The following is a 17,583-nucleotide window of genomic DNA, read 5'->3' on the forward strand; positions in this document are numbered from 1 at the left end:
TGAGCTTCTCACGGCCCGGATTATTTCCCCGCTCAAAATTGGTAATAGCAACGACAATTCGGAGACACAGTGCAAGAAATACTTCTGTTCGTGCATGGACGCGGCCTCGGGCGCGGACGTGCCCGAGGCCGCAGTCCTTGACCGCGTCGTTAGTTCGTTCGACGCCTGTCCGGTGGTTGTACGTCTCGTCCAAGTTGGATTGTTTCAGCTGCACGTCCTCGCTGTGTTCCTCAATGCGGTCTTCAACCCTGTACTCAACGTCCAGTGGGTCGTCAGTGTTTCGCGGGTTGTACGGAGCGATTGGCACGACCCCTGCGGCCAGCAGGTGGTCGTGCCAGTCAAGGATATCGTAGGCGCTGTCTCCAAGCATCCAGATGGGTGTATCGACGGCGAGCGCGTCACGCGTGACGCGCATCGCCGTCTCCTGATCCGCTTGCTTCGTTTGTGTGAACTCCGCTGCTATCGGGATCTTTGCTCCAGTTGAGACGAGTGTACAGCCGAAGCCGTAGTAGTACTCCTCGGCTGTTGGATCGTAGTTCCACGAGGCGGCGGCGTTGTGTTGGATCGCTTCGACGTGGGTCGAATCGATAGAGTACCTGGAGTCGAGCAGGCCGCGGGCGGCGGCCTGCTCGACAAGCCTGCCGAAGACATCATCGACAACATGTTCGAGATCAGTGAGAAACCGGTCAATGGTGTCTCTAGATGGCGGTTTGTCGAGGCCGCAATAGTACCAGACAAGACTGTGCTGGAGTTCTCGTGTAACCGGACGAGTGCCGTAGACGTTCTCGTAGTAGCAGTGCAAAAAGCCGCAAAAGAGATCTGGTGGTTTGTGAACTCGTGTTCGCCCCCGTCGAGCGGGGGCGAACACGTCGTACTCCAGCAGAAACCCAAAGTTGAGATGTTCAAACAGCGGAACTGTCTCGGTAGCCGCCGCATTCAAGAACTCGTTGACCGAAGCTACGTTTTGCAGGGCGTTGGAGCTGGTGGACACAGTTTCCAAACCCTGCAGCCTCCCTTGGGAGGCTTTCTATGACAGGCTCNCGTTGACCGAAGCTACGTTTTGCAGGGCGTTGGAGCTGGTGGACACAGTTTCCAAACCCTGCAGCCTCCCTTGGGAGGCTTTCTATGACAGGCTCTCCAGGAGTAATCTCCCGCCCTCGACGGTGAGACGGCGGGACTTTCTGACGAGCGTCATCGGCGGAGCGGCACTCGCGACGATCTCGGGATGCCTCGGCGGCTCCGAAGGGAACGTTCGACCCGAGACGGATCCGGACACCGTTCCGACGGACTTCAACTGCGAAGACGACGAGTTCGAACGATATCCAGCGATGTACGCTCCGAGCGAACTACGGTGGGGAGAGTTGGGAAACACCATGATACGCGTGGACTCGTTGGCGTACGAATACGGTGACACGGTCGAGATCACGCTGACAGCGCCCGAGAGGGGCAACGCGGACAAGTGGAATTTCGAGGTGTACACGGAACGGGGCTGGACCGAAGTCCGTGTCGTCGAGGAGGACCGTCCCCTGAGCAACACCGATGAGAATGTCGATGGCGGTCATACGTGGAATCTCGAACTGACCGAGGTCGGAATCGCCGAGGCGAGCCGGCACACGGATCGCGTTCAAGTCTGTTACGGAGTTCTCGACGAGGAGGCCACAGAAGGCGGGTCTGTCGCTGTCGCCTTCGATGTCGACATCTAGTTGCGGCTCAGGCCATTTCCGTTCCGCAATCGACTCCCGCTCTGTCTCAGATCGCGCAGCCGACCTCGCGGTACATGTAGTGGGTCATCACGTAGACGCCGAGGATGATCCCCGCGCCGGCCAAAAAGGAGTGGACCGACAGCAGCGCGATCCCCGAGAAGAGGTTCGCGATGTTACAGCCGGCGGCGAGCCGCGAGCCGACGCCCATCAGGAGCCCGCCGACGGCGTAGTTGGGGACGCGGTTCAGCTTCGGCTTCCGGACCCGGAAGTCGCCGGAGGCGTACGCGGCGACGAAGGAGCCGACGATCAGCGACGCGATCATCACCATGTCGATGGTCAGCGAGATGTTCCCGTCGCGGAACAGGATCGACCCCCAGTACTCGACGCTCGCGACATCGAATCCGGCGCCCGCCAGCAGGTAGCCGGCCCAGCGCGCCTCGCTGCCGGTGATCGCCCAGTGGCCGTGCACGTAGAACCAGAGGCTCGCGACGAGCGCCATCGCCACGCCCGCGGTCCGCGCGTCCCACGAGTCGCGGAGCCGGACTTTCAGGGGGCGGTCGTCGGTGCGGAGCGCGCGGACGTACGCCACGGTCCCGTCAGCGATGCCGCGCAGTCCGACCGAGACGGCCGAGAGCGTTCGGGAGGCGCCGATCGCCGCCTGCGCGCGGGTGTCGGCCCCCACGCCGGTCCCGCCGGAGGGGTCGTCGGGGAGTTGACTCTTCCCCTTCACGAACGCGTACGCGAGCGTCCCCACGGCGACCGCCAGCGCGCCCGTGACCGCCGGCGAGAACGGTAAGGAGAGGTACAGCGTCTGCCCCTCGAACGGGTTCAGCGTCTGGAAGTAGTACGTCTCCGCGACGGGGAACGCGAACGCGAAGAGGACGTAGCCGACGAACATGAACAGGAGGACGAGCCAGAACTGGAGGTACCCCTGTCCGGCGCGGTAGAGGGTGCCGGAGGCGCAGCCGCCGGCGAGGGTCATCCCGAGCCCGAAGACGAAGCCGCCGAACAGCGAGCCGAGCCCCCACGCCGGCGTCCAGAAGCCGCGGAAGTAGCCGAACGTGGCCTGCACGCTCCAGAACACGGTCATCACGGCGATCCCGGCGAGCAGTCCCTTCAGCACGCGGGTGTCTTTGAACGCGACGAAGTCGCGGAAGGCGCTGACGAAGCAGAACCGCGCCTTCTGTAACAGGATCCCGAACGACAACCCGACCGCGATAGAGACGCCGACGTAGGCGACGGGCGACAGCAACATTACCGGATAACACCAGTCCGCACGTAAAGCGTCGCTGGAGACGGTAACGGCTCCCTCGGGTCGGAGGAATATGCAATAATTGCCGTTACATGACACACGGGGCAACGAACGAGGCGTCCGGGGAGCCTTTAGCCGCGAGACGCGTCACACGGGTATGAGCGACGACTGCGGCTGCGGGACGACCGACGCGGCCTCGCGTCCCTCGGAGAACGACGCGGCCTCGCGTCCCTCGGCGGGTGACGCGGACCCGCGCCCCGCCAAGGGAAGCGATCTGGCGAACGACGACCGCCGGAACCCCTTCGCGGAGGGGATCGACCGGCGGCGCCTGCTCCGAACGTCCGGCGCCGTCGGCGCGACGACCGCGCTCGCGGGCTGTTCCGGCGGGGGCGGAGGCGGCGGCGACGAGCCCGCGCCGACGATGTTCGTGTTCAACAACGGGGACCGAACCGTCAGCGTCATCGACGCCGAGGCGGACGAGCTGCTCACCTCCGCGTTCCTCGGGACGACCGCCTCGTTCCCGGCAAACCAGTACTCCACCGGGATCGACGCCGACCACGACGTGCTCTGGCTCAACGTCTCCGGGGGTGTCCGCGGCATCGACCAGCGGACGTTAGAGGAGGTCGCCTTCGTCGAGACCGGATACGGCCCGAACTACCCGAACGTCACCCCCGACGGCGACCACCTGCTCATCGCTTCCGGCGGGACCACCGGGATGGATCCCGAGGGCGACGAGAACCACGCCATCTTCCGCGTCGACGCCGACCGCGACAGCGACACGTTCGGCGAGGTGACCGCGGAGATCGAGACCGGCTACGTCGGCCCCTGCGACATGACGCTCGGGCCCGACGGCGACTACGCGTTCGTCGTCGACGTGGCCGACGAGGCGCTCCGGGTGCTGAGCGTCGACCCGTTCGAGACGGTCGCGCGCGTCGACGCCGGCGAGCCGGTCACCGAGGGCAACGTCCTCCCGTTCATGTGCACCGCCGCGTTCGACGGGGAGTACCTCCTCGTCGAGAACGGCGAGGGGACGCTCGGGAGCGAGCCCGAGGTGCCCCGCGAGGGCTCCGAGAGCCTGTGGGACGTCTCCGATCCCGAGAGCCCCGAGGAGGTCGGGAAGATCACCCGCGACGACGGGCTCCCCGGTGCGCCGATCACGAGCGAGGTCGACCCGAACAGCGAGGCCGCGTACCTCCTCATCCCCGGCGAGGGCGTCGGCGTGATCGACTTGGAGAGCTTCGAGTACGAGACGACGCTGGACGTGGGCGGGAGCAGCATCTCCGCGTCGTGGGGACCGAACCGCGAGAAGCTGTACGTCCCCGTGCAAGACGCCAACCACGTCGCCGTGATCGACCGCGCGAGCCGCGAGGTCACGGAGACGATCGAGGTCGGCGAGGCGCCTACCGGGGCCGCCGCCGGCACCGTCCGCCCGGAGGGCGACGCCGTGGCGAGGGTGCAGGCGTCGCTCGCCTCGCTCGGGATCACCTTCGGCGAGATGGAGGCGTCGTGGTGTATGGACGACCACTGCTACTGCGGATAGATGACGGGCGAGACACCGAACGCCGCCGACGACGAGTTCGACGCCTCGGAGAACGCGACCCGACGCGGCCTGTTGCGCGCAGCCGCGGGTGCGACCGTCGCGAGCGCGGCGAGCACGGCCGGCTGTCTCGGCGTGACGACCCCCGCGGACGTGGCGGCACAGAGCGAGGTGTCGGGGAACGTGAGACACTTCGTCGGGCCGAGTTGGCTCGCCGACAACCGCGAGGAGACCGTCGTACTCGACGCGCGCGACGCGGAGCGGTTCCGCGAGGAGCGCATCTACCGCGCCCGACGCGTCCCCTTCGACGCGATCACGGCACGCGAATCGACCGACGAGGGGGCCGTCCCCGACACCGACGCGATCGCGGCCGCGTTCAGCGAGATCGGCGTGTCCCCCGACGACGACGTGCTCGTCTACGGCGCGAGCGTGGGATCCCGGGTCACCCGCGTCGCATTCGCGCTCGCCGCGGTCGGCCACGAGGGGTCTATCCGCGTGCTCAACGGCGGGCTCTCCGCTTGGAACGGTCGCCTCGGGACGGGGTCGCGAGACCGTATCTCGTCGGCCGACTACGAGCCGGACCCCGCGGCGTCGACGTGGGTCACCCGCGAGTGGCTCGCCGACGGAGTCGGGGCGCTCAACGGGGACGGCCCCGGGCTCGTCGACGTGCGCGTTCCGGAGGCGTACCTCGCCGCCGCCGGGTCGGACGCCCTGAACGACGACCACGACCGCCACGGTCACCTCCCCGGCGCGATCGATGTCCACTGGGTCGGCAACGTCGCGGGCCGGCGGATGACCGAGCCGGGCCGACTCGTCGAGCTGTACGAGGTCGAGGCCGGACTGGACCGGAGCGGGACCGTCGTCGTCTACGGCGACGACAACGTGGACCCGACCTCGACGTGGCTGACGCTGAAGGCGATCGGCTTCGAGGATGTCCGGCTGTACGACGGCGGCTTCGGCGAGTGGGCGAACGTCGAGGGCGACCGCGGCCGGTACCCCGTCGAGACGGCGACGAACGTCGTGGTCGAGACCGAGGGGAGCGTCGGCGGCGACGACGACGGCGGCGACTTCTCCTGTACGGGATGACCGCCGAGAAGCGGCAGAACGGCGACGACCAGACCGCCGACCGCGTCCTCGCGGTCCCCTGCGAGGGCGACGACCTCTTGGCGCTGTTCGCGCTCGACACGGGAGACCGGCTCGGCGAGGTCCCGGTCGGGAGCCACCCGGTCCACGCGACGACGTGTCGCGGCCGGACCGTCGTCGCGACCATGGGCGAGCGCACCGTCACCGCGGTCGACCCGAGCGGCGAGGTGACCCGGATCGAGACCGGCGTGCTGGGACCGTCGCACTTCGCAGCCGCGAACGGGGAGCTGTACGTCTCCTGTTCCGCCGGCGACGCCCTCGCAGTCGTCGACCCCAATGCCCTGACGCTCGTCGACCGCGTCGCCGTCGGCGCGGAGCCGCACGAGCTCGCGGTCGCCACGGGCGGCGACCGACTCTACTCCGGGAGTCGGCGCGAGGGCGTCGTCGACGTCGTCGACACCGAGACCCACGAGCGAATCGGCGCCGTCGACGCCGGACCGGACGCCCGGGTGCAGGGCGTCGCACTCTCGCCGGACGGGGACCGCGGATACGCGGTCGACCAGCGCGGCGCTCGCGTCGTCGCCTTCGAGGTCGGGGGCGATGTCGGGAGAGACGCCGCCTCCGCCGACCCGATCTACGGCGAGGCCGCGGTCGGCGCCGACCCGTACGACCTCGTCGCGACCGAGGACCGCGTGTTCGTTCCCGGCCGCGGCGACGGCGTCGTCCACGAGTTCGACCGGGATCTGGAGCCGATCGCGGTCCACGAGGGGTTCTCACGTCCGGTCGACCTCCTCGAGATCGCTGGCGAGCGGTGGGTGCTCGACGCGGACGCCGCCCGGCTCCGGTCGCTCGACGGCGCGGTCGTCGAGACGCCGGCGCCCGGGCTGGTCGCGACCCCAGTCGGCGGCGGGCGGCTCGCCGTCTCGCACTACGACGACGACCGCGTGTCCCTCGTCGACGTCGACGGCGGGACCGTCTGGTCGGCGGACGCGCCGGCGTACCCGTTCGGCTCCGTCGTGGTCTGACCGCCGGCACCGGCGATGGCGAAGGAGAAAGCGGTGGCCGGGAAGTTAGATATCGAAGTCGGGCGTGTCGAACGCCCCCTCGTCGGACTCCACGTCGTACCCCTCGATCGCCGTGAGCGCGAGGTCCAGCGTCGCCTCGGCGTCCCAGCGCCCGGTGTTGATAGCGAGGTCGTAGATGGAGCGGTCGGACAGGTCGATCCCGTAGTACGACTGGTAACGCTGCTCTTCGATCACCTCGCGGACCTGCATCTCCGAGGTCATTTCCTCGCGGTCGAGGGTGCGGTCGGCGCGCACCTCGTCGGGCGCGTCGAGCCAGATCCGGATGTCGGCGCGGTTACCGGCGATCCAGCCGGCGAGCCGCGATTCGAGGACGAACGCCTTGTTCGCTGCCCCCCACTTCTCGGCGATCCGCCGGAGCCGCTCGTCGAGCGCGCGGTCGATCTCCTCCGACTCGCCGGCCTTCGCGATCAGCTGCGAGAGGCTCATGTCACGCTCGGCGGCGATCTCGCGGAACAGCTCGCCGCCGGAGACGTAGCCGCAGTCGAGCGCGGCCGCGATCCCCTCCACCAGCGTCGTCGCGCCGCAGCCCGGCGGCCCCGAGACTGTGATAAAGAGGTTCCGGTCGATATCCCGTTCCTCCGTCGCCGAGGTTCCACTCATACGTGCGCCGCCACGGGCGGACCCCGGATAAACGAGCCGGTTCGCGCGAAACCGAGCCGTCCTCCCGTCGAATCCGACGCAACCGCTTTCCCGCGTCGCGCCCAGCAACAGACCGTGAGCGAACTCACGGACAGCGGCTCGGGCGCGAGCGCGGACGCGGCCGAGCCGTCGGCACGAGCCCTCCTCCGCGAAGCGCTCGCGGGCGACGGAGAGGCGCAAAGCGCCTCTGGCAGCGAGGGACAGAGTCCCTCGGGCAACCGGGCTTCGCCCGGTGACAGCCGGACGCAGTCCGGCGACAGCGAGGCGCAACGCGCCTCTGGCAGTCGGGCGAAGCCCGACGACGACGCGCCCGCCGTCGAGTTCGACCCGGAGACCGTCCCGCTCCCCGACGCCGACGTGCTCGACCGGCTCTCGCCGCCGGTCCGCCGGTGGTGGGTCTCGCGGTTCGCCGCGTACGTCGGCGAGAACGGCGGCCTGTTCACGCCGCCGCAGCGCGGGGCGATCCCCCGCGTCGACGACGGAGAGAACTGCCTCGTCGCCGCGCCGACGGGGAGCGGGAAGACGCTCGCCGCCTTCACCGCGGTCCTCGACGACCTCTTCGCGCGCGAGGGGGCCGGCGAGCTGGAGAACTCCGTCTACTGCCTGTACGTCTCTCCGCTGAAGTCGCTCGCGAACGACATCGAGCGGAACCTCGAAGCGCCGCTCGACGGGATCGCGGCGGAGATTGCGGCCGAGGGCGAACCGGACAGCGATGACGATTCCCATCCCGACCCCGGCGTCCGCCAGGCGATCCGCCACGGCGACACGAGCGAGGCTGACCGACGGGCGATGTTGGAGGAGACGCCGCACGTGCTCAACACCACGCCGGAGACGCTGGCGATCCTGCTCAACGCCCCGCGGTTCAGGGAGAAGCTCCGCACCGTCGAGTACGTCGTCGTCGACGAGATCCACGCGCTGGCGGGGAACAAGCGCGGGACCCACCTCTCGATGTCGCTGGAGCGACTGACGGAGCTGGCCGAGGGTTCCCCGACCCGGATCGGCTGTTCCGCGACGGTCGAACCGCTGGACGAGGTCGCCGACTTCCTCGTCGGCCGCGAGCGCGTCGCCGGCGAGGTGGGTGACGCCGATGGGTTCGCCCCCCGCGACCGTGAGATCGTGGACGCCCGGTTCGGCCGCGAGTTCGACCTGCAGCTCCGGACGCCGGCCGCCGACCCCATTCACACGGACGATTCGGTCGTCACCGACCGATTCTACGACGCGCTCCACGAGCTAATCTCGGACCACGAGAACACGCTGGTGTTCGCGAACTCGCGGTCGGGCGCCGAGCGCACCCTCCGGGAGCTGCGCGAGCGGTTCGACTACGACGAGTCGGACTCCGGCTGTCACCACGGGAGCCTCGGCGAGACCCAACGCACCCGGATCGAGGAGGGGCTGAAGGCGGGCACGCTGGACGTGGTGACCACGTCGACGAGCCTCGAACTCGGCATCGACATGCCGCACCTCGATCTGGTGGTGCAGGTGGGGTCGCCGAAGTCGGTCGCGGCGCTGCTCCAGCGCGTCGGCCGGGCGGGCCACAGCCCCGGCGAAACCGTCGAGGGGCGGGTGTTCGCGCTCGACCGCGACGAGCTTGTCGAGTGCGCGGCGATGCTCTCCCGCGCCGAAGAGGGGTTCGTCGACGGCGTCTCGATCCCGGAGGGCGCGGCCGACGTGGCCGCCCAACACGTCTACGGGATGGCGATCAACCGTGTCCGTCCCGATCGGGAGGTCCGCGAGGTGCTCCGGCGCGCCCATCCGTACCACGAGTTCGGGACTGACGAGTACGAGCGACTCATGCGGTACCTCACCGGCGACCACGAGGGGCTGGCGGAGCGGAACGTCTACCCGAAGGTGTGGCGCGACGCGAACGACCCGCCGGACGGCCAGCATCACCACGAGGAGTATCCGGTCGGCGAGACGCTGGTCGGGAAGCGCGGCCGGCTCGCGCGGGTCATCTACATGACGAACGTCGGGACGATCCCCGACTCGTTCGGCTGCGACGTGGTCACCCGCGACGGGGAGCCGGTCGGGACCCTCGACGAGAACTACCTCGACACGCTCGCGCCCGGGGACGTGTTCGCGCTGGGCGGCGAGCGGTTCGCGTTCCGCTACCGCCGCGGCTCGAAGGTGTACGCCGACCGGACCGACGAGCGCCCGACGGTTCCCATGTGGTACGCCGAGCGACTCCCGCTGTCCGGCGATCTGGCGGCGGAGGTGCTCGCGTTTCAGGCCGATCTGCTCGACCGGCTGGAGCGCGGCGGTCCCCCCGCGGTCCGCGCGTGGCTGCGGGAGCTCCCGATCGACGGGAACTCGGTCCGGGCGATCACTCGGACCTACGACGAGCAGGTCGCGTACGCGGGCGCGGAGAGCGTGTCAACCCCGTCGCGGCTCGCCGTCGAGGAGGTGCTCGACCGCGACGCGTACAAGCGGCGGTTCCACGTCCACGCGACGTACGGCCGACGGTTCAACGAGGGGCTCTCGCGGCTGGTCGCAGCCGAGTGCGCGGCCCGGACTGACGCCGAGCCGACGGTCGCGGTCGCCGACCGCGGGTTCAGCCTCGCGCTCCCGCTGAACCGCAAGGTCGACGTGACGGGGATCCTCCGCGATCTGGACCCCGAGACGGTGGGCGAGGACCTCCGGGTTGCGCTGCGGGGGACCGACCTCCTCCAGCGCTACTTCCGGATCGACGCGACCCGTTCGCTCATGATCCTCAAGCGGTACAAGGGGTACGAGAAGTCGGCCGCCGAACAGCAGGTGTCCGCGGAGACGCTGCTCTCGCTCGCGGAGGGGCTCGACGACTTCGCGGTGATCGAGGAGACGTACCGCGAGCTGTTGGAGGACCGACTCGACGCGCCTCGGCTCCGCGCGGTGGCCGAGCGGATCGCCGCCGGCGACCTCGGAGTCGTCGATCGAACGGTCGACTCGCCGACCCCGCTCGCGTTCGGGCTCGCGACGCTCGTCGACTCGGACGCGGTGCTCGCGGGCGACGAGTCGACGGCGCTCAGAGAGTTCCACGCCCGAGTGCGAGCCGCTATCGACGATTCTTAAGGGTGCGGTGGCGCGTGCCGACGAGCGCCCGCAGGGCGCGAGTTGCACGCGCGAGGGAGTCGCTGGCGGCTCCGCCGCCGGCGACGAGGTTGGGGAGGCGTGAGGCTGCGGTGCTGTGCGGGGCGGGGCGGGACTCAAAGGGGCAGCCGCGCTCGGCGAACCCCAGCGACGTAAGCACCGCAAGGAGCGAACGGAGTGAGCGACTGAGGAGCGCAGCGAGCTGTGGGAGCCGAGCGCGGCTGGGCTTTGGGGGTCGTCACCGCAGCGTCGTCGATCACGGATACACAGCCGACGGCAACACCACTCGTTCACTTATAAACCACTCAGCCAACCCGATACACGTACTCCCGCTCTCGATCAAGAAGCTCTCTTCAGCGACCGAGCGTTTCAGTCGCTCTCGGCGGTCGGTGTCCGGGACCGCGACAGCGGCTCCCCGTCGACCGGCTCGTCCGGGTTCGCGTCGATCGCGGCCTCGCTGAGCCCCAACTGGGCGTCGACGTCGGCGTCCTCGCGGACGTGGACCGTACCGCGATGGATCGCGATCGCGTCCGCGAGGTGGAGCCGGACCGCGTCGAGCAGCACGTCGGCTTCGAGGGGCTGCCCGCGGCGCTTGATCTCGTCGACGCCGGCGCCCGCGGGCACGTCGAATGCGCGCTGGGCGATCACCGGCCCCTGATCGAGGTCGGTGGTCACGTAGTGGGCGGTGACGCCCGCGACGCGGACGCCCGCGTCCGTCGCCTGCCGATACGCCTCCGCGCCGGGGAACGCCGGCAGCAGGGAGGGGTGGACGTTGATGATCCGGCCCTCGTACCGGAAGACGACCTCCGGCGAGAGGATGCGCATGTAGCGGGCCAAGGCGATCAGGTCCACGTCGTACTCGGCCAGCAGGTCGAGCAGGCGCTCCTCGTCGGTGTTGCCGTTGCCGTCGCCCACGTCGTAGAAGGGCTTGTCGTAGCGCTCCGCGAGCGAGCGGAGGTCGCCGCGGTTGCCGATCACGACCGGGATCTCGGCCTCCTCGCCGTCGTCGGCCAGATCGCCGTTGGCCTCAGCCTCCAAGAGGGCCTCGGGCGCGTGGGTCTCCTTGGTGACCAGCAGCGCGATCCGGCGGGCGTCGCGGTCGCTCGGGAACCGGACCTGGATGTCCACGTCGAGCTCGCGGCCGAGTTCGGCGAGCGCGCGCCGGAGCTCGCCCCGAGAGGTGTCCATCTCGGAGGCGTCGACGCGGGTCGTCATCCGGAAGACGCCCTCGCGGACCGCCTGGTCGAGGTCCTCGATGTTGATTCCCCGCTCGAACAGCAGGGAGGTGACCCGCGCGATGAGTCCGGTCTTGTCTCCTCCGACGACCGTGATCTCGGTCAGTTCGCGGGTCATGCGACGATCACCTCCGCGGGTTCGAACGGCTGCATACACCCCACCGAGAACGCGAAGGGGTTTGCCCCTTTCGCTCCGTGCCGACCCTGCCGCCCGCACGATCGACGGGCATATATCCACGAATATGGATATACAAGACGTTCCAAAACGGTTTTTACACACGACTCCGCACTACCGGACATGACGGCATACACCGCGACGGTGACGGTCCGCCTGAAGCGGGGCGTCCTCGACCCGGAGGCCGAGACGACCCAGCAGGCCCTCGAACACCTCGGGTTCGAGCTGTCGGACCTCCGGTCGGCCGACCGGTTCGAGGTCGACCTCGACGCCGCCGACGCCGACGAGGCCGCCGCCCGCGCCGACGAGATGGCCGAGCGGCTGCTCGCGAACCCGACGATCCACGACTACGAGGTCGCGGTCGCGGAGCGATGACGGTCGCCGTCGTCCAGTTCGGCGGCTCGAACTGCGACCGCGACGCGGTCCGCGCGCTCGACCACATCGGCGTCGACGCCGAGCGCGTCTGGCACGAGGACGGGCTCCCGGCCGACACCGACGGGATCATCCTCCCCGGCGGCTTCTCGTACGGCGACTACCTCCGCGCCGGCGCGATGGCCGCCCGGTCCCCGATCATGGCGGAGGTCCGCGAGGCCGCCGCCGCCGGCGTCCCCGCGATCGGCGTCTGCAACGGCGCGCAGATCGGCTCGGAGTCCGAACTCACGCCCGGCGCGTTCACCACCAACGCCTCCGCGCGCTTCCAGTGTGAACCCGTCCACCTGCGCGTCGAGCGCGCGGACACGCCCTGGACCGCCGCCTACGAGGCAGGCGACGTGATCGAGGTTCCCATCGCGCACGGCGAGGGCCGCTTCGAGATAAGCGAGGACGCCCACGCCGACCTCGTCGCCGACGACCGCGTGCTCTTCCGCTACTGCGACGCCGACGGCGAGGTCACCGACGCGGCCAACCCCAACGGCTCGACAGACAACGTCGCCGGCGTGCTGGGCGAGCGCGAGTCAGTCGCCGTGCTGATGCCCCATCCCGAGCGCGCCACGCTCCCGGACCTCGGCCGCAGCACGGACGGCGCGGGGGTCCTGCGGGCGTTCGCCTGACGGCCGGCTTTTTGGGCCTACCGGCCAATCCGGTACCATGCAGGCACGCCACATCGATCACGTCAACCTCCGTATTCCCGTCGACGGCGTCGACGACGCCCGGGAGTTCTACGGCGAACAGCTCGGGTTCGAGATCGAGGACGGTCCGTACGCGGCCGGGGAAAAGCCCTTCTTCGACGTGCGGCTGTCGGCGACCGCCGTGATCCACTGCTGGCCGACCGAAGAGTTCGAGCCGCCGACGGCGACGAACTACGACCACGTCGCCGTCGTCGTCGAGGAGTCGCCGGCGGCGATCGAGGCCGAACTGGACGCGGCGGGCGTCGCGATCGAGAAGTCGCTCGACGCGCCGCTCGGCGCGGCGGGCGAGTCGTCCGCCGTGTACGTCCGCGACCCGTTCGGCTACCGGGTGGAGCTGAAAACGCGGGCGTGATTCACGACACCAGCTCTCGAACGGTCACGACACCAGTTCTTGGACGTAGATGTGCGCGTAAGCGCTTGCCCACACGATGGAAAGGAGTTCGCCGACGCTCGACGATATCGCAGTCAAAACGGGGGTCACCGAGCCCACGCCCCCCGCCCCAATCTCGGGGAGGTGTGTCGGGAGATAGAGGCCGAGTGCGCTCCCGACGGCGATCACCGCGACGAGCACGAGCTTTCCTCGGTAGTTCGTCGTCATGTGCCAGCTGACCCGGAGTGATTCGACGGGGCCGTACCGGCCGATGACGCAGGCCTCCGGTGCGAACCAGAACTTGAACAGCAGGAGGAGAAACGGCACGGCAAAGACGACCCCGCCGACTGCCGCCGCCGCGGGAAAACCGATCACCTCCACGGGGTTGCCCGGGAGCGCGCCGCCCAGAACGAAGAGCGGAAGCAGGGCGAGGAACGGGAGCGTCATAACGGCGAACACGACGAGAAGAATCACGCCACCCAACGCCGGCGTTCGGGAGACGCTCCGGTGCAGTCCCTCGCGTATCGTGACGGGGTCGTTAGTCAGCTCTCCGGCGGCGATCGTTCCCACGTAGGCCCGGAGCAACACGACGAACGCGAACGCCGTCAGCGCCTCTATCACGCCGATCGCGGGCGTCGGGAGCACGTCGATGGCGTCCGTTTCGAGAAGCCGGTTGACGAGGACGATCACGCCCGCGGAAGCGGGGATCGATGGACGGGAGCGGAACAGGCGCACGGACCAGACCAACGCGTCGAGGACGGTCCGGTTGGTGGCGACCGTCGAGACGTTTCGGCAGTCGAGACAGCCGCAGCCCTCGGTGTCGTCTCGCGTCCTGACCGTCGGTGCCATATCGCGTCCAGTTGCGTCGTGATCGGTAGAAGTGCTTCGGATCGGTGAGTCCGTGCGTTCGCTCATTCGGCGGTGACGAGCCGCGAGATGGACTCACCGACTGCAAGCAGAACCGACGGGGGGCCGAGCAGCGAGGCGAACGACTTGAACGCCCGTTTGAGCCCCGGCCGGTCGTCCTCGGTGCCGAGGAAGAGCAGGGTCGGGTCCTCCGAAACGACGTACACGCTCATCTCGCGGCCCTTCTCCGAGTAGCAGGTGTCGGTGACCTCGATCACGCCGGCCGATTCAAGGTTCGTCAGGTGGTAGTGAACGTTCTGCACGCTCTGGTCGAGCCGGTCGGCGATCCGCGACGGCGTCGCGGGCGTCTCGTTGAGCAGCCTGAATATCTCGTAGGCGGTCTCGGAGGACAGCGCTTCGATCACGTCTCGCGTCGCGTCGTCCTCGAGGCTCAGTACGGCCGGTGTGTCGCTTCGTTCGACGGCGGCGTCGGTTCGTGTCGGGAGGAGTCGTGCCATGGGTGTGGTGGGTCTGCGGAGGGCGGTCGTACAGGCTGGTCCGTCGGTGGTCCGTGCACGTTGGTCTGTCAGTGGTCGTTCGAGACCGACGCACGTAGTTGTTGATGGTGGTTACGTCGCCGCCGGGTCAGGGTGAGACAGCGATCAACCGCAGGTAGTACGCCGTGTACACTGTGTAGAAGTACGCGAAACCGACGGCTGAAAGCCCGACCCCGATCGGGATCAGGGCGGCCATCGGAATCCCGAGTTCGGCCGGGAGCACCTCGGCGGGTCCGGCGTCAGTCAGCGTCAACTGAAGCAGGTACTCCGGAATCAGGAAGACGTTTATCAGGACGAGCCACGCCAGCGAGAATCCGGCGACGCTTCTGAGGTTCGAGCGAACGAGTCCGACGCTCCTCCGGAACGAGTCGGTAACGCCCTCGTTTTCGACGACGATCGCGGTGTCGTAAAACTGCACGAACATGATCACGACGAGTATCGACGCGAGCCAGATGATCAGCGACCCGACGCCCGCGGCGAAGGCGGCCATCTCGTTTATCGCGGCGAGCGCCATGGACCCGATACCGAGGACGAATCCGACGAGCCCGAGTCCGATGGCGGTTCCGAGCACGATCAGCGCGAACACGGCGGTCCCGAGGAGCAGCGGGAGGTAATTCGTCCGGGCTGCGGCGAAAAACCGGGCGGGCGACGCGTCCGTCCCTTCGATCGCGGACTGGGCCGTCCCGATGAAGCCGCCGAGAACGAACGGAAACGCGACGAGCCACGCCAGCGAGGCACCCGCCGACAGCAACGGTGAGTCGATCAGGTGATCCGCGTACTGTAGCTGACTCCCGCCTCCGACGAGGAGGCCGGCGACGAGCAGGAACGGGTTCGTTCGGAGGGCGGCAGATCCGTCTTTGAATGCGGAGACCGTGACCATCGTGTCCGTGAATCACCGCCGTCGCGTATTAGGTCGGCCGGAGTATCAAAATCAGATTTGATCGTGTCTCCGGGCGTGAGCCCGGACTAGCCGCGCTCCGCGAGCGCCCGGAGCTGCCTCCGCCCGTTGGATCGGAGTGCCGCGGGCAAGCGTCGGCGTGCCCCGTCGAGAGCCGTCGTCAGGGCGGCCGGGACGTTCTCGAAGACGCCGGCCCCGTGGCCGACGAGGATTCGCCGCGGGGACAGGCCCTCGAACGTCTGTCGAGGCGGTGCGAGCCGACACAGGAGGTACATCCCGAGCCGCTCCTCGCCCGCCGTGAACAGCGGCGTCGTTCCGAGCACGTCGGGGACGTAGAGCGTCCGGTCCGTCGCACGGTAGGCCACCGCCTCGGACCAGCCCGGGAACGGGCGGCAGCGACGCAGTTCGAAGCCGGAGGCACTGAACGCGCCGCCTCCCGGTTCGACGGGGTCGTCGAGCCCGGATGCCGCGCGGGAGAGCCACGGGGGACAGTACACCGGAACGCCGTGGCGCGCGGCGAACACGTCCGCATCGCGGACGTGGTAGTTCGAACAGACGATCACGCCGTGCACGTCACCGAGCGTCGAGAGTTCCCCCTCGATCCCCGGCGCGTCGATCGGATCGAAGAGCCACACGCCGCCGTCCGATCCGGTCGCCGCGTGGCTCGTCCGGCGACCGGATTCGTCCGGATGGGCGAGCCACCCGATCCCGCCGTCCCACCGGTCGAGCACCTCGTACTCCGAAGCCGGACCCCGATCGTAGATCGGCATCGTCAGCCCTCGGAGACGGTTGAGTCCGGTTTCCGGACGAACGCCCGTCGGCCGTCGCGGGTGACGTCGAGCATCGCGACATCCAGTTCGATCCCGGTTTGGTCGTTTACCGTCAGGTGCGGCGCGTCCTTCCGCGTAACGTGCGCAACGACGCCGCCGATCGCTCCGAGGGCAGCACATCCGGCGAGCGTGGCGACCGCTCTCCGTCGCGTGATGGAGGGCATACACCCCGGATCGGCTCCCGCGAGCATGAAACCTCGGGAAATCGGAACGGATCAAATTTAGGTATGTAAACTTATATTTCCCAATACCTACTAGATAAGTTCTGTATATTTCGAGAGGGAGGGAGTTGTCGTCCACGGATCGTCTTGACGGCGTTGGGGACCGGCTCGAAGGACGTTTCGAGGTCGCCCTCGGAGGGCTCGGTGACGACACGCTGACCGACCCGGTCGTCTGTTTCGTGGCGAGAGTCCGGCTCCGTCCGACGGGCGGCGACGGACGGCGATGGGCGGCGACGGGCGACTGCGGACCCCCGATCAACCGACTCGCGGGAAGAGACGCCGACAGCGACTTCCGCGAGATCGTCTGCGGAGTTCACGCGTCAAACGGAGATCTTCGTTCGATCGTGTGGGTTGTCGGAGATTAACCCTATATACTATCTATTCGAGTGACAGAGACCGGCGCAACACGCCGACCGTTTTATCAGCCTCGTCTTCCGCCATTCCTTCCATACTCCTTATTATATCTAATAAATGAGAATAAGGTATTCGGTCGGAGTGGCATCCCCGCGGTATTCGCCGGATCGCGAGCCAGACGCCTCCCGGTGGCCGACCTGCGACGGCCGCTGGGAGTGCGTCCGTCGACTTCGCCGGTCCGCTCGCGGATGCCGGCGTCGCCTTCGCGGAGCGCCGAGGCGAGGCGGAACTCGACGGCGGACCGAACGACGGTGTTCTCTCTGACAAAACGATCGCGAGGTGGCGGTGAGCCGGGCGACTCGTGTCGATCCCCCTTGTTCCTTTTGGCGCGTCCTCCGTCACCGGTTTCCCGTGTCCGAGCACCCGAAAATCCATTACAGTAGTACTGGTGTAATTTTAACGGGCAGTTTCGCAGTTCGACGGTTCCAAACGTGGTTCTGTATATCAGAATACCGGACGGATCGACGGGAACGAGCGATCGACGCGGTCACTCGGAACGGCTGGAACGTTCCCGGACAGCGTCGTCGGAGACGACCGACGCCCGTCGC

At 68.3% G+C, this 17,583-nt stretch carries 17 protein-coding genes; 8 read left to right on the forward strand and 9 right to left on the reverse strand.

Annotation, left to right across the window (positions count from 1 at the left end; translation table 11 throughout):
• A partial coding sequence (locus tag ESO89_RS13885; RefSeq protein ID WP_164932804.1) for a transposase occupies positions 1-991 on the reverse strand: 991 nt, incomplete at its 3' end.
• An 88-nt stretch (positions 992-1,079) separates the two neighbouring features.
• On the opposite strand from ESO89_RS13885, the gene ESO89_RS13890 reads away from it, so the two are divergent.
• Entirely contained in the window at positions 1,080-1,703 is a 624-nt protein-coding gene (locus ESO89_RS13890) for a hypothetical protein (RefSeq protein ID WP_128906065.1), read from the forward strand.
• Between the two features lie 46 nt (positions 1,704-1,749).
• On the opposite strand, the gene ESO89_RS13895 is transcribed toward ESO89_RS13890, so the two are convergent.
• Complete coding sequence (locus tag ESO89_RS13895) at positions 1,750-2,958, reverse strand: YeeE/YedE family protein (protein WP_128906066.1); 1,209 nt, start codon at positions 2,956-2,958, stop codon at positions 1,750-1,752.
• 154 nt (positions 2,959-3,112) lie between these two features.
• On the opposite strand from ESO89_RS13895, the gene ESO89_RS13900 reads away from it, so the two are divergent.
• The 3 genes from ESO89_RS13900 to ESO89_RS13910 are packed head-to-tail and all read left to right on the forward strand — an operon-like array spanning position 3,113 to position 6,600.
• Entirely contained in the window at positions 3,113-4,495 is a 1,383-nt protein-coding gene (locus ESO89_RS13900) for a twin-arginine translocation signal domain-containing protein (protein WP_128906067.1), read from the forward strand.
• Positions 4,496-5,578 (forward strand): sulfurtransferase, encoded by a 1,083-nt coding sequence (locus ESO89_RS13905; protein WP_128906068.1) that lies wholly within the window; start codon positions 4,496-4,498, stop codon positions 5,576-5,578.
• On the forward strand, positions 5,575-6,600 hold the full coding sequence (locus ESO89_RS13910) for a YncE family protein (protein ID WP_128906069.1): 1,026 nt from the start codon (positions 5,575-5,577) through the stop codon (positions 6,598-6,600). Before ESO89_RS13905 ends, ESO89_RS13910 begins: the two co-directional genes overlap by 4 nt.
• Positions 6,601-6,645: 45 nt before the next feature.
• Here the strand turns inward: ESO89_RS13910 and cmk are convergent, their stop codons facing one another.
• Positions 6,646-7,260 carry a (d)CMP kinase gene (gene cmk / locus ESO89_RS13915; protein ID WP_128906070.1) on the reverse strand — a complete coding sequence of 205 codons (615 nt, stop codon included), beginning with the start codon at positions 7,258-7,260 and terminating at the stop codon, positions 6,646-6,648.
• A gap of 114 nt (positions 7,261-7,374) precedes the next feature.
• Between cmk and ESO89_RS13920 the strand changes: the two genes are divergently transcribed.
• The gene (locus ESO89_RS13920; protein ID WP_128906071.1) at positions 7,375-10,344 is read left to right on the forward strand and encodes an ATP-dependent helicase; all 2,970 of its coding nucleotides are present in this window, start codon (positions 7,375-7,377) and stop codon (positions 10,342-10,344) included.
• 387 nt (positions 10,345-10,731) lie between these two features.
• Here ESO89_RS13920 and ESO89_RS13925 read toward each other — a convergent pair whose 3' ends face one another.
• Entirely contained in the window at positions 10,732-11,715 is a 984-nt protein-coding gene (locus tag ESO89_RS13925) for a formyltetrahydrofolate deformylase (RefSeq protein WP_128906072.1), read from the reverse strand.
• Between the two features lie 180 nt (positions 11,716-11,895).
• Between ESO89_RS13925 and purS the strand changes: the two genes are divergently transcribed.
• The 3 genes from purS to ESO89_RS13940 are packed head-to-tail and all read left to right on the forward strand — an operon-like array spanning position 11,896 to position 13,251.
• Positions 11,896-12,147: a phosphoribosylformylglycinamidine synthase subunit PurS gene (gene purS, locus ESO89_RS13930; RefSeq protein WP_128906073.1), complete on the forward strand. Its 252-nt coding sequence runs from the start codon at positions 11,896-11,898 to the stop codon at positions 12,145-12,147.
• Entirely contained in the window at positions 12,144-12,821 is a 678-nt protein-coding gene (gene purQ / locus ESO89_RS13935) for a phosphoribosylformylglycinamidine synthase I (RefSeq protein ID WP_128906074.1), read from the forward strand. Before purS ends, purQ begins: the two co-directional genes overlap by 4 nt.
• A gap of 37 nt (positions 12,822-12,858) precedes the next feature.
• Positions 12,859-13,251, forward strand: coding sequence for a VOC family protein (locus tag ESO89_RS13940; protein WP_128906075.1), 393 nt, complete (start codon positions 12,859-12,861; stop codon positions 13,249-13,251).
• A 24-nt stretch (positions 13,252-13,275) separates the two neighbouring features.
• Here ESO89_RS13940 and ESO89_RS13945 read toward each other — a convergent pair whose 3' ends face one another.
• The 5 genes from ESO89_RS13945 to ESO89_RS13965 all read right to left on the reverse strand — a co-directional run bounded on the left by ESO89_RS13945 (position 13,276) and on the right by ESO89_RS13965 (position 16,564).
• Positions 13,276-14,118, reverse strand: coding sequence for a hypothetical protein (locus ESO89_RS13945; RefSeq protein WP_241686238.1), 843 nt, complete (start codon positions 14,116-14,118; stop codon positions 13,276-13,278).
• A 62-nt stretch (positions 14,119-14,180) separates the two neighbouring features.
• Positions 14,181-14,633: an ArsR/SmtB family transcription factor gene (locus tag ESO89_RS13950; RefSeq protein ID WP_128906076.1), complete on the reverse strand. Its 453-nt coding sequence runs from the start codon at positions 14,631-14,633 to the stop codon at positions 14,181-14,183.
• 127 nt (positions 14,634-14,760) lie between these two features.
• Positions 14,761-15,552, reverse strand: a complete 792-nt coding sequence (locus ESO89_RS13955) for a DUF7847 domain-containing protein (RefSeq protein ID WP_128906077.1) — start codon at positions 15,550-15,552, stop codon at positions 14,761-14,763.
• 86 nt (positions 15,553-15,638) lie between these two features.
• Positions 15,639-16,340 (reverse strand): hypothetical protein, encoded by a 702-nt coding sequence (locus tag ESO89_RS13960; RefSeq protein WP_128906078.1) that lies wholly within the window; start codon positions 16,338-16,340, stop codon positions 15,639-15,641.
• A gap of 2 nt (positions 16,341-16,342) precedes the next feature.
• The gene (locus tag ESO89_RS13965) at positions 16,343-16,564 is read right to left on the reverse strand and encodes a hypothetical protein (protein ID WP_128906079.1); all 222 of its coding nucleotides are present in this window, start codon (positions 16,562-16,564) and stop codon (positions 16,343-16,345) included.
• Positions 16,565-17,583: the final 1,019 nt, after the last annotated feature.

This window comes from Halorubrum amylolyticum, assembly GCF_004114995.1.
In the GTDB taxonomy this organism is placed as follows: Archaea; Halobacteriota; Halobacteria; order Halobacteriales; family Haloferacaceae; genus Halorubrum; species Halorubrum amylolyticum.

Bases quoted from the DNA above. Each gene is read 5' to 3' on its own strand.
- ESO89_RS13895 (WP_128906066.1), bottom strand. From the start codon at position 2,958: ATGTTGCTGTCGCCCGTCGCCTACGTCGGCGTCTCTATCGCGGTCGGG.
- ESO89_RS13900 (WP_128906067.1), top strand. From the start codon at position 3,113: ATGAGCGACGACTGCGGCTGCGGGACGACCGACGCGGCCTCGCGTCCC.
- ESO89_RS13905 (WP_128906068.1), top strand. From the start codon at position 4,496: ATGACGGGCGAGACACCGAACGCCGCCGACGACGAGTTCGACGCCTCG.
- ESO89_RS13910 (WP_128906069.1), top strand. From the start codon at position 5,575: ATGACCGCCGAGAAGCGGCAGAACGGCGACGACCAGACCGCCGACCGC.
- cmk (WP_128906070.1), bottom strand. From the start codon at position 7,260: ATGAGTGGAACCTCGGCGACGGAGGAACGGGATATCGACCGGAACCTC.
- ESO89_RS13925 (WP_128906072.1), bottom strand. From the start codon at position 11,715: ATGACCCGCGAACTGACCGAGATCACGGTCGTCGGAGGAGACAAGACC.
- purS (WP_128906073.1), top strand. From the start codon at position 11,896: ATGACGGCATACACCGCGACGGTGACGGTCCGCCTGAAGCGGGGCGTC.
- purQ (WP_128906074.1), top strand. From the start codon at position 12,144: ATGACGGTCGCCGTCGTCCAGTTCGGCGGCTCGAACTGCGACCGCGAC.
- ESO89_RS13940 (WP_128906075.1), top strand. From the start codon at position 12,859: ATGCAGGCACGCCACATCGATCACGTCAACCTCCGTATTCCCGTCGAC.
- ESO89_RS13945 (WP_241686238.1), bottom strand. From the start codon at position 14,118: ATGGCACCGACGGTCAGGACGCGAGACGACACCGAGGGCTGCGGCTGT.
- ESO89_RS13950 (WP_128906076.1), bottom strand. From the start codon at position 14,633: ATGGCACGACTCCTCCCGACACGAACCGACGCCGCCGTCGAACGAAGC.
- ESO89_RS13955 (WP_128906077.1), bottom strand. From the start codon at position 15,552: ATGGTCACGGTCTCCGCATTCAAAGACGGATCTGCCGCCCTCCGAACG.
- ESO89_RS13960 (WP_128906078.1), bottom strand. From the start codon at position 16,340: ATGCCGATCTACGATCGGGGTCCGGCTTCGGAGTACGAGGTGCTCGAC.
- ESO89_RS13965 (WP_128906079.1), bottom strand. From the start codon at position 16,564: ATGCCCTCCATCACGCGACGGAGAGCGGTCGCCACGCTCGCCGGATGT.